Origin of the sequence: Photorhabdus sp. RM323S (genome assembly GCF_042879375.1) — a bacterium.
Taxonomy (GTDB): domain Bacteria; phylum Pseudomonadota; class Gammaproteobacteria; order Enterobacterales; family Enterobacteriaceae; genus Photorhabdus; species Photorhabdus tasmaniensis.
The window spans coordinates 1-10,355 of sequence record NZ_JBHFKZ010000064.1 but is presented as its reverse complement, the minus strand read 5'-3'; the positions used below and the strand labels follow the sequence as shown (position 1 = coordinate 10,355).

Annotated in this window: 20 protein-coding genes; 1 reads left to right on the top strand and 19 read right to left on the bottom strand. The window is 44.9% G+C overall.

Annotated elements, in window-relative coordinates:
• Nucleotides 1-3: 3 nt before the first annotated feature.
• The 19 genes from rplF to bfd form a co-directional block, all read right to left on the bottom strand.
• Nucleotides 4-537 carry a 50S ribosomal protein L6 gene (gene rplF, locus ACGF7G_RS19565; RefSeq protein ID WP_387467717.1) on the bottom strand — a complete coding sequence of 178 codons (534 nt, stop codon included), beginning with the start codon at nucleotides 535-537 and terminating at the stop codon, nucleotides 4-6.
• A gap of 13 nt (nucleotides 538-550) precedes the next feature.
• Nucleotides 551-943 (bottom strand): 30S ribosomal protein S8, encoded by a 393-nt coding sequence (gene rpsH, locus ACGF7G_RS19560; RefSeq protein ID WP_387467715.1) that lies wholly within the window; start codon nucleotides 941-943, stop codon nucleotides 551-553.
• Nucleotides 944-976: 33 nt separating this feature from the next.
• On the bottom strand, nucleotides 977-1,282 hold the full coding sequence (rpsN, locus tag ACGF7G_RS19555; protein ID WP_021322791.1) for a 30S ribosomal protein S14: 306 nt from the start codon (nucleotides 1,280-1,282) through the stop codon (nucleotides 977-979).
• 12 nt (nucleotides 1,283-1,294) lie between these two features.
• Nucleotides 1,295-1,834 carry a 50S ribosomal protein L5 gene (gene rplE / locus ACGF7G_RS19550; protein ID WP_021322792.1) on the bottom strand — a complete coding sequence of 180 codons (540 nt, stop codon included), beginning with the start codon at nucleotides 1,832-1,834 and terminating at the stop codon, nucleotides 1,295-1,297.
• 14 nt (nucleotides 1,835-1,848) lie between these two features.
• Nucleotides 1,849-2,163 (bottom strand): 50S ribosomal protein L24, encoded by a 315-nt coding sequence (gene rplX / locus ACGF7G_RS19545; RefSeq protein ID WP_132356032.1) that lies wholly within the window; start codon nucleotides 2,161-2,163, stop codon nucleotides 1,849-1,851.
• Nucleotides 2,164-2,173: 10 nt separating this feature from the next.
• On the bottom strand, nucleotides 2,174-2,545 hold the full coding sequence (rplN, locus tag ACGF7G_RS19540; RefSeq protein WP_015836277.1) for a 50S ribosomal protein L14: 372 nt from the start codon (nucleotides 2,543-2,545) through the stop codon (nucleotides 2,174-2,176).
• 169 nt (nucleotides 2,546-2,714) lie between these two features.
• The gene (rpsQ, locus tag ACGF7G_RS19535) at nucleotides 2,715-2,969 is read right to left on the bottom strand and encodes a 30S ribosomal protein S17 (RefSeq protein ID WP_011148786.1); all 255 of its coding nucleotides are present in this window, start codon (nucleotides 2,967-2,969) and stop codon (nucleotides 2,715-2,717) included.
• Complete coding sequence (rpmC, locus tag ACGF7G_RS19530; RefSeq protein ID WP_021322794.1) at nucleotides 2,969-3,160, bottom strand: 50S ribosomal protein L29; 192 nt, start codon at nucleotides 3,158-3,160, stop codon at nucleotides 2,969-2,971. The genes rpsQ and rpmC overlap by 1 nt, the downstream gene beginning before the upstream one ends.
• On the bottom strand, nucleotides 3,160-3,570 hold the full coding sequence (gene rplP, locus ACGF7G_RS19525; protein WP_012990491.1) for a 50S ribosomal protein L16: 411 nt from the start codon (nucleotides 3,568-3,570) through the stop codon (nucleotides 3,160-3,162). The genes rpmC and rplP overlap by 1 nt, the downstream gene beginning before the upstream one ends.
• Nucleotides 3,571-3,582: 12 nt before the next feature.
• The gene (rpsC, locus tag ACGF7G_RS19520; protein WP_015836279.1) at nucleotides 3,583-4,284 is read right to left on the bottom strand and encodes a 30S ribosomal protein S3; all 702 of its coding nucleotides are present in this window, start codon (nucleotides 4,282-4,284) and stop codon (nucleotides 3,583-3,585) included.
• Between the two features lie 17 nt (nucleotides 4,285-4,301).
• Nucleotides 4,302-4,634, bottom strand: coding sequence for a 50S ribosomal protein L22 (gene rplV, locus ACGF7G_RS19515; protein WP_011148790.1), 333 nt, complete (start codon nucleotides 4,632-4,634; stop codon nucleotides 4,302-4,304).
• Nucleotides 4,635-4,648: 14 nt separating this feature from the next.
• On the bottom strand, nucleotides 4,649-4,927 hold the full coding sequence (gene rpsS, locus ACGF7G_RS19510; protein ID WP_011148791.1) for a 30S ribosomal protein S19: 279 nt from the start codon (nucleotides 4,925-4,927) through the stop codon (nucleotides 4,649-4,651).
• A gap of 14 nt (nucleotides 4,928-4,941) precedes the next feature.
• Nucleotides 4,942-5,766 (bottom strand): 50S ribosomal protein L2, encoded by an 825-nt coding sequence (gene rplB / locus ACGF7G_RS19505; protein WP_021322795.1) that lies wholly within the window; start codon nucleotides 5,764-5,766, stop codon nucleotides 4,942-4,944.
• Nucleotides 5,767-5,785: 19 nt separating this feature from the next.
• Nucleotides 5,786-6,088, bottom strand: coding sequence for a 50S ribosomal protein L23 (rplW, locus tag ACGF7G_RS19500; RefSeq protein ID WP_133813963.1), 303 nt, complete (start codon nucleotides 6,086-6,088; stop codon nucleotides 5,786-5,788).
• Nucleotides 6,085-6,690: a 50S ribosomal protein L4 gene (gene rplD / locus ACGF7G_RS19495; protein WP_133813964.1), complete on the bottom strand. Its 606-nt coding sequence runs from the start codon at nucleotides 6,688-6,690 to the stop codon at nucleotides 6,085-6,087. Before rplD ends, rplW begins: the two co-directional genes overlap by 4 nt.
• A 16-nt stretch (nucleotides 6,691-6,706) precedes the next feature.
• Nucleotides 6,707-7,336 carry a 50S ribosomal protein L3 gene (rplC, locus tag ACGF7G_RS19490; RefSeq protein ID WP_387467709.1) on the bottom strand — a complete coding sequence of 210 codons (630 nt, stop codon included), beginning with the start codon at nucleotides 7,334-7,336 and terminating at the stop codon, nucleotides 6,707-6,709.
• A 32-nt stretch (nucleotides 7,337-7,368) separates the two neighbouring features.
• Nucleotides 7,369-7,680 carry a 30S ribosomal protein S10 gene (gene rpsJ, locus ACGF7G_RS19485; RefSeq protein WP_001181005.1) on the bottom strand — a complete coding sequence of 104 codons (312 nt, stop codon included), beginning with the start codon at nucleotides 7,678-7,680 and terminating at the stop codon, nucleotides 7,369-7,371.
• A gap of 298 nt (nucleotides 7,681-7,978) precedes the next feature.
• Entirely contained in the window at nucleotides 7,979-8,455 is a 477-nt protein-coding gene (bfr, locus tag ACGF7G_RS19480) for a bacterioferritin (protein ID WP_133813966.1), read from the bottom strand.
• Nucleotides 8,456-8,532: 77 nt separating this feature from the next.
• Nucleotides 8,533-8,727, bottom strand: coding sequence for a bacterioferritin-associated ferredoxin (gene bfd / locus ACGF7G_RS19475; protein WP_387467693.1), 195 nt, complete (start codon nucleotides 8,725-8,727; stop codon nucleotides 8,533-8,535).
• A gap of 313 nt (nucleotides 8,728-9,040) precedes the next feature.
• On the opposite strand from bfd, the gene ACGF7G_RS19470 reads away from it, so the two are divergent.
• Nucleotides 9,041-9,925, top strand: coding sequence for an IS982 family transposase (locus tag ACGF7G_RS19470; RefSeq protein WP_387467691.1), 885 nt, complete (start codon nucleotides 9,041-9,043; stop codon nucleotides 9,923-9,925).
• Nucleotides 9,926-10,355 lie beyond the last annotated feature (430 nt).

The window sequence follows — 10,355 nt, the reverse complement described above, 5'->3', positions numbered from 1 at the left end:
ACCTTACTTCTTCTTAGCCTCTTTGATACGCACGACTTCGTCGGCGTAACGAACACCCTTACCTTTATAAGGCTCAGGACGACGATAGGCACGCAGTTCTGCCGCAACCTGACCGATTACCTGCTTATCAGCACCTTTCAGTACGATTTCAGTTTGTGACGGACATTCTGCAGTAATGCCTACTGGCAATTCGTGGTCAACTGGATGCGAGAAGCCCAGAGACATGTTAACAACATTGCCCTTGACTGCTGCACGATAACCAACACCTACCAGTTGAAGCTTCTTAGTGAAGCCTTCGGTAACACCAATAACCATGGCATTTAGCAAAGAGCGAGTCGTACCCGCCTGTGCCCAACCATCAACATAACCATCGCGTGGAGCGAAGGTTAGTTGGCTATCTACATGTTTAACTTCAACTGCGCTGTGGATTGTACGACTCAGCTCGCCGTTTTTACCCTTAATCGAAATAACCTGACCGTTGAGTTTTACCTCTACGCCGGCAGGAATGACGACGGGTGCTTTTGCAACACGAGACATTCTTTCCTCCCGATTAAGCTACGTAGCAGAGAATCTCGCCACCAAGACCTGCTTGGCGAGCTGCACGATCAGTCATTACACCTTTAGAGGTAGAAACAACAGCAATACCTAAACCAGCCATAACTTGTGGCAGCGCATCTTTTTTCTTATAGATGCGCAGACTTGGACGGCTTACACGCTGAATACTTTCTACGACAGCCTTACCCTGGAAGTACTTCAGTACTAATTCCAGCTCTGGCTTGGTGTCGCCTTCAATTTTAAAATCTTCAATATAACCTTCTTCCTTCAGCACTTTGGCAATTGCCACTTTCAGCTTGGAGGAAGGCATGGTGACCGCAACTTTATTCGCGGCCTGACCGTTACGGATACGGGTCAGCATATCCGCGATGGGATCTTGCATGCTCATCTGTCTTTACTCCCGTGATTCAATTGGTGACAATTACCAGCTAGCCTTCTTAAGGCCCGGAATTTCACCGCGCATAGCGGCTTCACGGACTTTAATACGGCTCAACCCAAACTTCCGCAAAAATCCATGCGGACGCCCAGTTTGGCGGCAGCGATTACGCTGACGAGAAGGGCTGGAATCACGTGGCAGTGTTTGCAGCTTAAGAACAGCATTCCAACGCTCTTCATCAGATGCATTCACATCAGAAATGATAGCTTTCAGTTCTACACGCTTAGTGAAGAATTTTTCAGCTAATTTCACACGTTTTACATCACGTGCTTTCATTGATTGCTTAGCCATGAATACCCTGCCTTACTTGCGGAACGGGAAGTTAAAAGCAGCCAACAGTGCGCGGCCTTCATCATCAGATTTCGCAGTTGTGGTGATAGTAATATCTAAGCCACGAACACGATCCACTTTATCATAATCGATTTCAGGGAAGATGATTTGCTCACGTACACCCATGCTGTAATTACCACGACCATCAAATGACTTCGCAGACAAACCACGGAAATCACGGATACGAGGTACAGCAATAGAAATCAGGCGCTCAAGAAACTCCCACATGCGTTCACCACGCAGGGTTACTTTACAGCCGATTGGATAGCCCTGACGGATTTTGAAGCCTGCAACTGATTTGCGTGCTTTGGTGATAAGTGGTTTTTGACCAGAGATTGCTGTTAGATCCGCTGCTGCATTATCCAGCAGTTTCTTATCAGCGATCGCTTCACCAACACCCATATTCAGGGTGATCTTCTCGACCCGAGGGACTTGCATGACAGAATTGTAGTCAAACTGAGCCATCAGTTTTTGGACTACCTCGTCTTTGTAGTAATCATGCAGTTTCGCCATCGTATTACTCCAAATTACTTGATAGTTTCGCTATTAGATTTAAAGAAACGAACTTTTTTACCGTCTTCAAATCTAAAACCTACACGGTCAGCCTTGCTGGTTGCCGCATTGAAGATTGCAACGTTTGAAACTTGAATTGCAGCTTCTTTTTCAACGATGCCACCTGGTTGATTCAGCGCCGGAACAGGCTTCTGATGTTTTTTAACCAAGTTGATACCTTCAACAATGACCTTCCCAGTAGAAAGAACCTGTTTTACTTTACCGCGCTTACCTTTATCTTTGCCAGTCAGCACGATAACTTCGTCATCACGACGGATTTTCGCTGCCATTGTCCGCTCCTTAGAGTACTTCTGGTGCCAGGGAGATAATTTTCATGAACTTTTCATTACGAAGTTCACGAGTTACCGGCCCAAAAATACGCGTACCGATAACTTGCTCACTCGTGTTGTTTAACAACACACAAGCATTGCCATCGAAGCGAATGACAGAACCGTCAGGGCGACGAACACCCTTCTTGGTGCGCACCACTACCGCTTTCAGGACATCACCTTTTTTCACTTTACCGCGAGGAATTGCTTCCTTGATGGTGATTTTAATGATGTCGCCGACATGTGCGTAGCGACGGTGCGAGCCACCCAGAACCTTGATACACATTACGCGACGTGCACCGGAGTTGTCGGCCACGTTCAGCATAGTCTGTTCTTGGATCATTTTAGTGCTCCGCTAAATGTCAACTACTACTGAGCCCACTTCATTGTTATGAAGAGGCCGTTCAAATACCCCATACCATGAGGGCGCGGCATTATAACACCACATCTCAGATATGGATAGAAAAAATAAACGGCCCATAATCTGAGCCGTTTACTCTATTCGAGTCAGCTTACAGAATCGCTTTCTCTACAACGCGAACTAAGGTCCAAGATTTAGTTTTGGACAATGGACGGGTTTCGCGGATTTCCACTACATCACCGATTCCACATTCATTGTTCTCGTCATGTACGTGCAGTTTAGTCGTACGCTTGATGAACTTACCATACAGAGGATGTTTCACCTTACGCTCAATAGCAACAACAATAGATTTTTCCATTTTGTCACTAACAACACGACCTTGCAGAGTACGGATTTTATCGGTCATTACGCACCCGCCTTCTCAGTCAGTAAAGTCTTAACGCGTGCGATATCACGACGCACTTGTTTCAACAGATGAGACTGTTGTAGCTGGCCACTTGCTGCCTGCATACGTAGGTTAAATTGTTCACGCAGCAGGTTCAGCAGCTCAGTGTTCAGCTCTTCAACGCTTTTTTCGCGCAGCTCTTGTGCTTTCATTACATCACCGTCTTAGTTACAAAGGTGGTTTTGATAGGCAGTTTCGCTGCTGCCAGCTTGAATGCTTCACGAGCCAGCTCTTCAGGCACACCGTCCATTTCATAAAGGACTTTACCGGGTTGGATCAAGGCAACCCAATATTCTACGTTACCTTTACCTTTACCCATACGCACTTCGAGTGGCTTTTCAGTGATAGGTTTGTCTGGGAATACACGGATCCAGATTTTACCTTGACGTTTAATTGCACGGGTCATAGCACGACGTGCCGCTTCAATCTGACGTGCAGTCAGACGACCACGGCCCACAGCTTTCAGACCGAAAGTGCCGAAGCTAACATCCGCACCTGCTGCTAGGCCACGGTTACGGCCTTTATGCACTTTACGGAATTTCGTACGCTTTGGTTGTAACATCAGCGACTCTCCTTACTTGCGGCCTTTACGCTGCTGCTTTTTAGGTTGCGCAGCCGGTTTTTCCGCCTGTTCAACAGCAGCCATACCACCCAAGATCTCACCTTTGAAGATCCATACCTTAACGCCGAGTACACCATAAGTGGTGTGCGCTTCTGAAGTATTATAGTCGATGTCTGCACGCAGTGTGTGCAGTGGTACACGACCTTCACGATACCATTCAGTACGCGCAATTTCAGCACCGCCCAAACGGCCACTTACTTCCACTTTAATGCCTTTAGCGCCCAAACGCATTGCGTTCTGAACTGCGCGTTTCATAGCACGGCGGAACATAACACGACGTTCCAGCTGCGAAGTGATACTATCAGCAACTAGTTTAGCGTCCAGCTCAGGCTTACGCACTTCAGAGATATTAATTTGCGCAGGCACACCAGCGATTTCCGCTACAGTTTTACGCAGTTTTTCTACGTCTTCACCTTTCTTACCGATTACGATACCTGGGCGAGCAGTGTGAATAGTTACACGGATGCTTTTAGCAGGACGTTCAATAACAATGCGTGAAATAGACGCTTTTGCCAGTTCTTTGTTCAAGTACTGGCGCACTTTAAAATCGCTGTCCAGGTTGTCAGCGAATTCTTTGGTATTCGCATACCAGGTAGAGTTCCAAGGTTTGACGATACCCAGGCGAATACCATTAGGATGTACTTTCTGACCCATTGCTAGTCTCCAGAGTCTCAGCGATCGGACACAACCACAGTAATGTGGCTGCTGCGCTTCAGGATGCGATCTGCACGACCTTTCGCACGAGGCATAATACGCTTCATGGTAGGGCCTTCGTCTACGAAAATCTTCGTGACTTTCAGATCATCAATGTCAGCGCCATCGTTGTGTTCTGCATTAGCAATAGCAGACTCAAGTACCTTCTTCACTAAACCAGCAGCTTTCTTGTTGGTATAGGTCAAAGTTTCCAGAGCTTGCGACACTTTCTTACCGCGAATCAGGTCAGCTACAAGGCGAACCTTCTGAGCAGAAGAACGAGCGTGGCGATGTTTAGCGATAGTTTCCATCTCTTCCTCCTACCTTAGCGCTTTTTAGCCTTTTTATCGGCCGCATGGCCGCGATAAGTACGAGTCGGCGCAAATTCACCTAGTTTGTGACCAACCATTTCGTCGGAAACAAAAACTGGTACATGCTGACGACCATTATGGACAGCGATGGTCAAACCGATCATGTTAGGAAAGATCGTTGAACGACGGGACCAAGTCTTAATAGGCTTTTTGTCTCCGCTTTCCACCGCTTTCTCTACCTTCTTCAGCAAGTGCAGGTCAATAAATGGACCTTTCTTGAGAGAACGTGGCATGGCTTATCCTCTAATTATTTTTTAGTACGGCGACGTACAATGAACTGATCAGTACGTTTGTTACTACGGGTCTTCTTACCTTTAGTTTGAACACCCCAAGGAGTTACAGGATGTTTACCAAAGTTACGACCTTCACCACCACCATGTGGGTGATCTACTGGGTTCATCGCCGTACCACGAACGGTAGGACGAATGCCACGCCAGCGACTTGCACCGGCTTTACCCAGAACGCGTAGCATATGTTCTGCGTTACCCACTTCACCTAAAGTAGCGCGGCAGTCAGACAGAACTTTACGCATTTCACCAGAACGCAAACGCAAGGTTACATAAGAACCATCACGAGCAACAATCTGAACATATGCACCAGCGGAACGAGCCAACTGACCGCCTTTACCCGGCTTCATCTCTACGTTGTGTACAGTAGAACCAACTGGGATATTACGCATTGGCAATGCGTTACCAGCTTTGATAGCTGCATCAGCACCAGATTGGATCTGATCACCAGCTTTCAGGCCTTTAGGTGCAAGAATATAACGACGTTCACCGTCTTTATACAGAACCAAGGCGATGTTTGCTGAACGGTTTGGATCATATTCCAAACGCTCAACTACAGCAGGGATACCATCTTTATTACGCTTGAAATCAATCAAACGATAGTGCTGTTTGTGGCCACCACCGATGTGACGAGTGGTAATACGGCCATTGTTGTTACGACCACCGGTTTTGCTGCTTTTTTCCAGCAACGGAGCATAAGGTTTACCCTTATGCAGCTCAGGGTTAACCACTTTAACAACGTGGCGACGGCCCGGAGACGTAGGTTTACATTTAACAATTGCCATTGTTCTTTACTCCTCCGACTTACTCTGCACCACCAATGAAGTCCATATTCTGGCCTTCCTTCAGAGTGACATAAGCTTTTTTCCAGTCGCTACGACGACCAATACGCTGACCGTGGCGTTTAGTTTTGCCTTTAACCAGCAAAGTGTTAACACCTTCAACTTCGACTTCAAACAATTTCTGCACAGCAGCTTTAATTTCTGCTTTAGTCGCGTCTTTTGCAACTTTGAGAACGATGGTATTGTTTTTTTCCATCGCTGTAGAAGCTTTTTCAGATACATGCGGCGCGCGCAGTACTTTCAGCAGACGTTCTTCACGGATCATGCCAGCATCTCCTCAACTTGCTTCACAGCATCAGCAGTCATAACTACTTTATCGAAGGCGATCAAACTAACTGGATCGATACCAGCTGCATCACGAACATCAACCTTGTACAGGTTGCGAGCTGCTAAGAATAAATTCTCATCAACTTCACCAGTGATAATCAGCACATCTTCCAGAGCCATTTCTTTCAATTTCTGAACTAGAAGCTTAGTTTTAGGAGCTTCTACAGAAAAACTCTCGACAACGATCAGACGCTCTTGACGTACCAGTTCAGACAGGATGCTTTTCAGAGCACCGCGGTACATTTTTTTATTAACTTTTTGACTGTGGTCCTGTGGCTTAGCTGCGAAAGTTACACCACCAGAGCGCCAAATTGGGCTCTTGATAGAACCAGAGCGTGCACGACCAGTGCCTTTCTGACGCCATGGTTTTTTACCTGAACCAGAAACTTCAGCACGGGTTTTCTGAGCACGAGTACCTTGACGTGCACCAGCTGCGTAAGCAACAACTACTTGATGCACAAGCGCTTCATTGAAATCACGCCCGAAGGTAGTTTCGGAAACAGTCAGCGCGCCTTGCGCGTCTTTCATTACCAATTCCATTCCTATCTCCTTGACGTTACGCCTTGACAGCCGGTTTTACGATCAGGTTGCCACCAGTTGCACCTGGAACAGCACCTTTGACCAGCAGCAGGTTGCGCTCAGCGTCAACACGTACTACATCCAGGCTTTGAACGGTTACACGCTCATTACCCAGTTGGCCTGCCATTTTCTTGCCTTTAAATACCTTGCCCGGAGTTTGGTTCTGACCGATAGAACCCGGAACACGGTGAGACAAAGAGTTACCGTGGCTAGCATCTTGGGTACGGAAGTTCCAGCGCTTAACAGTACCAGCAAAACCTTTACCTTTAGATGTACCAGTAACGTCGACTTTCTTAACCTCAGCGAAAATTTCAACGCTAATGCTTTGACCTACAGCGTATTCTTCGTCTTCAGACAGACGGAATTCACGCAGGATACGGCCAGCTTCAACACCAGCTTTAGCGAAATGACCTGCTTCAGGTTTGTTTACACGGTTAGCTTTTTTGCTACCGGTAGTAACCTGAATTGCACGATAACCGTCGCTATCCAGAGCTTTAACCTGAGTAACACGGTTATCTTCAATTTCGATAACAGTTACAGGGATTGAAACCCCATCTTCAGTGAAGATACGAGTCATACCCACTTTTTTACCGACTAAACCAATCATTGTTTCAACCTCTCAATCGTTCAATGACCTGATTAACCCAGGCTGATCTGCACGTCTACACCGGCAGCCAGATCCAGACGCATCAGAGCATCAACGGTTTTCTCGGTTGGCTCAACGATGTCAACCAGACGCTTATGAGTGCGAATTTCGTACTGATCACGTGCATCTTTATTAACATGCGGAGAAATCAGAACAGTAAAACGCTCTTTACGAGTCGGCAACGGGATCGGACCACGAACCTGCGCACCAGTGCGCTTAGCGGTCTCGACAATTTCCGCAGTTGATTGATCGATCAAACGATGATCAAATGCTTTCAGGCGGATACGGATTCTTTGGTTCTGCATGAGACCAGAGCTCCAACTATTTTATAAACGTAAATAACTACTCCTCGTGCCCATTTCGATTGATGGGAGAGTGTAATCGTTCAATATATAACCCCCATATCGGGAGTATTTTTAAATGGCAGAAAAGCAAAACACTGCACATTTACTGACTAACAAATCAGGCTTACTCAAAGTAAGCCCGCGTATTATACGCAAATCAATTAGCAAAGCAAGATACAGATGAAAATCTGTTCGGAATGAAATAAATGAGTGTAAAATAAGATGCCCTAGCTTTAGTAGATAGGGCATTTTTCCAGGACTATTCTCCTTCAAGAATCTGTGCCTGGGTATAATTTTGAATCCCCATGCGTTCAATTAATTCAAACTGAGTTTCCAGCCAATCAATATGCTCTTCTTCTTCATCTAAGACATCGATCATCAAATCACGACTAACATAATCATGAATCGAATCAGCATAAGCGATCGCTTCTCTCAAATCCTTGGCTCCTTGCAATTCTAGTTGCAAATCGGATTTGAGCATTTCTTCGATATCTTCTCCGATGTTAAGTTTTCCTAAATCCTGCAAATTAGGAATTCCCTCAAGAAAAAGGATACGTTCAATGTACCTATCAGCATGTTTCATTTCATCGATAGATTCATGATATTCCTTGTCATTAAGGCGGGTAAGACCCCAGTTTTTAAACATCCGGGCGTGCAGAAAATACTGATTAATTGCAACAAGCTCATTTCCAAGAAGTTTGTTCAAATGAGCAATTATTTTTTTATCACCTTTCATAGCCTACTCCTCCGCTTCCAGTACTTAAAGTGTAGTACCTATTCAGCAGAGTAGTAATAAACTTACCTTATTTTTTATCAAGCAACGTTATCTATCTTAGGCAGTTGTGCAATTTCCTCATTAATTAGCTCTCTGGCTTGGCGTATGCATTTACCACAATCACGGCCTACAGGCACAATACGTTTTAGTTCTCCGATAGAGTGAACACGATGCTGACGCACCGCGTTACGTATTGTTTTGTCACTCACCGCATTACATAGGCAAACATACATAAATAGCACTCTCTGGTACATATTATAGCTTATATTAAATAATAATGAGTATCATTTCAATAATCATTCGTATTTTAATTCTATGTCCAACTCTTCCAAACTTCCTTTCACCTCCATCAGATGGAAGTGGTTCACTCATCCACATAACATTCTGATAGATAAGACTTTTATCACTACTAGTAGCTTTATTAAACTTATGCCATCCTAAATAAAATTTAGCTAACCTGAGTTCTGGATAAGAAATTGACGAAGTGCCTGTTCCAAGAGCAAAGTTTTAGCGCCGGCTAAAAAACGCTCTGCGGAGGAACATGCAATGAACAAGCTAGTTGAAATTTTCTGCGATGTCGATGACTTTTGTCGTTTTTTCATTCCCCAATGGGACCAGTTTTGCCTCAATAAGGGGTATCGTCTACGTCGCCGACAAGGTCACATGTATCCCAGTGAAATCATGACCATCCTGATCCTCTTCCACATGTCTCATTACATTGATTTTAAAAACTTTTATCTGGAACATATTTGGCGATATCATCATAACGATTTTCCCACTCTACTCAGTTATACCCGTTTTATCAGTGTCGCCCCTTCCGTTTTAGTCCCCCTGTGCAGTTATCTGACACAATTAAAAGGGAAACCCACGGGAATTGCATTTATTGATTCCACGAGTTTGCGTGTGTGCCATAACATCCGTATTCCGCGAAATAAGGTTTTCAAGGGCGCAGCCCAACGCGGGAAAACCTCAATGGGGTGGTTCTATGGTTTCAAATTACACCTGATTGTTAACCATCACGGTGACATTCTGGCACTTAAAGTGACGCCGGGTAATGTCGATGATCGGGAACCTGTTCGTGAATTATCAAAAGAGTTAACGGGTTCTCTTTATGGTGACAAAGGTTATCTCAGCCAGGCATTGGCGGATGATTTAGCCCAAACCGGCGTCACTTTCATCACGAAAAAGCGCCGAAATATGAAAGCTTACATGCAATCTGAGTGGGATAAGATAATGTTATCAAGGCGTTTTATTATCGAAACAATTAATGGGCAATTAAAGACAATTTCTCAAATAGAACATTCTCGCCACCGAAGTATAAAAGGATTTCTGTTGACCGTTTTAGGTGGCCTGATTGCTTATTGCCTTAAATTGAAGAAACCATCACTGAAAGTTTTCTACTCAGAAGCAGATTTTTCAGTGACGGCTTAAACGAAATTCGGGTTAGCTAAACCAACCATATATTAAAGACACAGCAACTTGCTCTAGAGATGATAATTGGAAGGAAGGAGAAGGATCATTTGTTTACAATATTGCGGGATTCACATGTTTAGTTGTATGAGAACAAACTTGGCATAAGAACAAACGTTAACATATTCAATGATGAATGGGTGATAGGTATAGATGTGCCCAGAGCACCCCTGGTAGAACAAGCGGATAATACCCAAGGACAAACTACCAACTATCACAGTCAAAAACCAGAGACTAGAAGAAGTACCCGAAGATGATTCATGTAGGCAATTCAAGGAAAGGATATATGTAAAGACATCAACCGACAGACCCCTGATGTAATACCAGGGGTCTATTCTAAAACAAACCGAGTTCAAGCTTGCTCTAGGACTAAATATACGAGCTATTAAGC

Excerpts from the sequence above, each read along its gene's own strand:
- rplF (WP_387467717.1), bottom strand. The coding sequence starts at position 537 with ATGTCTCGTGTTGCAAAAGCACCCGTCGTCATTCCTGCCGGCGTAGAG.
- rpsH (WP_387467715.1), bottom strand. The coding sequence starts at position 943 with ATGAGCATGCAAGATCCCATCGCGGATATGCTGACCCGTATCCGTAAC.
- rpsN (WP_021322791.1), bottom strand. The coding sequence starts at position 1,282 with ATGGCTAAGCAATCAATGAAAGCACGTGATGTAAAACGTGTGAAATTA.
- rplE (WP_021322792.1), bottom strand. The coding sequence starts at position 1,834 with ATGGCGAAACTGCATGATTACTACAAAGACGAGGTAGTCCAAAAACTG.
- rplX (WP_132356032.1), bottom strand. The coding sequence starts at position 2,163 with ATGGCAGCGAAAATCCGTCGTGATGACGAAGTTATCGTGCTGACTGGC.
- rplN (WP_015836277.1), bottom strand. The coding sequence starts at position 2,545 with ATGATCCAAGAACAGACTATGCTGAACGTGGCCGACAACTCCGGTGCA.
- rpsQ (WP_011148786.1), bottom strand. The coding sequence starts at position 2,969 with ATGACCGATAAAATCCGTACTCTGCAAGGTCGTGTTGTTAGTGACAAA.
- rpmC (WP_021322794.1), bottom strand. The coding sequence starts at position 3,160 with ATGAAAGCACAAGAGCTGCGCGAAAAAAGCGTTGAAGAGCTGAACACT.
- rplP (WP_012990491.1), bottom strand. The coding sequence starts at position 3,570 with ATGTTACAACCAAAGCGTACGAAATTCCGTAAAGTGCATAAAGGCCGT.
- rpsC (WP_015836279.1), bottom strand. The coding sequence starts at position 4,284 with ATGGGTCAGAAAGTACATCCTAATGGTATTCGCCTGGGTATCGTCAAA.
- rplV (WP_011148790.1), bottom strand. The coding sequence starts at position 4,634 with ATGGAAACTATCGCTAAACATCGCCACGCTCGTTCTTCTGCTCAGAAG.
- rpsS (WP_011148791.1), bottom strand. The coding sequence starts at position 4,927 with ATGCCACGTTCTCTCAAGAAAGGTCCATTTATTGACCTGCACTTGCTG.
- rplB (WP_021322795.1), bottom strand. The coding sequence starts at position 5,766 with ATGGCAATTGTTAAATGTAAACCTACGTCTCCGGGCCGTCGCCACGTT.
- rplW (WP_133813963.1), bottom strand. The coding sequence starts at position 6,088 with ATGATCCGTGAAGAACGTCTGCTGAAAGTACTGCGCGCGCCGCATGTA.
- rplD (WP_133813964.1), bottom strand. The coding sequence starts at position 6,690 with ATGGAATTGGTAATGAAAGACGCGCAAGGCGCGCTGACTGTTTCCGAA.
- rplC (WP_387467709.1), bottom strand. The coding sequence starts at position 7,336 with ATGATTGGTTTAGTCGGTAAAAAAGTGGGTATGACTCGTATCTTCACT.
- rpsJ (WP_001181005.1), bottom strand. The coding sequence starts at position 7,680 with ATGCAGAACCAAAGAATCCGTATCCGCCTGAAAGCATTTGATCATCGT.
- bfr (WP_133813966.1), bottom strand. The coding sequence starts at position 8,455 with ATGAAAGGTGATAAAAAAATAATTGCTCATTTGAACAAACTTCTTGGA.
- bfd (WP_387467693.1), bottom strand. The coding sequence starts at position 8,727 with ATGTATGTTTGCCTATGTAATGCGGTGAGTGACAAAACAATACGTAAC.
- ACGF7G_RS19470 (WP_387467691.1), top strand. The coding sequence starts at position 9,041 with ATGAACAAGCTAGTTGAAATTTTCTGCGATGTCGATGACTTTTGTCGT.